This window comes from Pseudomonas sp. GL93 (assembly GCF_003408955.1).
Lineage (GTDB): Bacteria > Pseudomonadota > Gammaproteobacteria > Pseudomonadales > Pseudomonadaceae > Aquipseudomonas > Aquipseudomonas paracarnis.
The window spans coordinates 1-1079 of sequence record NZ_NKRF01000035.1 but is presented as its reverse complement, the minus strand read 5'-3'; the positions used below and the strand labels follow the sequence as shown (position 1 = coordinate 1079).

The following is a 1079-nucleotide window of genomic DNA, read 5'->3' as shown; positions in this document are numbered from 1 at the left end:
GTGACGTCAGTACCGGCCTTGTTGCTCAAGGCTGGCGGTGTAGACGATGTTGCCGCCCTCGTTAACGGCACTTGGCGCAGTCAGCGTAACCGTGGTGGTGTTGTCGGTGCCTGGGGTATCCGTAACAGTGGTGTTCACCGCCGTAGTACCCGGTACCAGGTTCTCGAAATGTTCGCCGCCAGCCACACCTTTGATCGCGGTGGTGACAGTTTGATCGCCTTTGTAGACGTCGTTTGGCGCAATTTTGGTGATGGAGCCGCTGGACTGATTCACACCGATGGTGATGGTTTTACCGTTATCCAATGTCACGGTCAGCGGGTTGGTGATGTTAGTCACCGGCGCGCCGTTCTTATCCACAAGGCTGGCGGTGTAGACGATGTTGCCGCCCTCGCCGACGGTGGTGGTGGCAGTCAGAACGACATCGACCTTATCGATAGTGTCGTTGATGGTGGTGGTCGCACCGTTGCCTGCAACTTCCAGTTTTTCGAAGTTGCCGCCCGTGGTCTCGGTGATCTTGACGGTCTGGGTGCTCTTGTCGATGAACACGTCATCGGTAGGTGCAGGGACGGTCACGGTGCCGACGGTGTCGCCAGCTTTGATGGTGATGTTTGACCCGTTGTCGAGTTTCAGCGTGACGTCGGTACCGGCCTTATTGCTCAAGGTCGCGGTGTAGGTGATCTGGCCGCCTTCGTTACCGGCCTTGGGCGCGGTCAGGGTGACAGTAGTCGTGTTGTCCGTACCCGGTGTGTCTGTGACGGTGGTGTTCACCGCCGTAGTACCCGGCACCAGATTTTCAAAGTGCTCGCCACCGGTCACACCTTTGATAGCGGTGGTAACGGTTTGATCGCCTTTGTACACATCATCAGGAGCAATAACCGAAACGCTACCGCTCGATTGGTTTACGCCGATGGTGATGGTCTTGCCGTTATCGAGGGTTACGGTCAACGGGTTGGTGATGTTGGTCACCGGTGCGCCGTTTTTATCCACAAGGCTGGCGGTGTAAACGATGTTGCCGCCTTCGCCCACGGTGGTGGTGGCGGTCAGAACCACGTCGACTTTATCGATGGTGTCATTGATGG

1 protein-coding gene is annotated in these 1079 nt (G+C 57.0%); it reads right to left on the bottom strand.

From position 1 onward, the window contains the following. Positions 1 to 6: 6 nt before the first annotated feature. A partial coding sequence (locus CER19_RS06070; RefSeq protein WP_371921538.1) for an immunoglobulin-like domain-containing protein occupies positions 7 to 1079 on the bottom strand: 1073 nt, incomplete at its 5' end.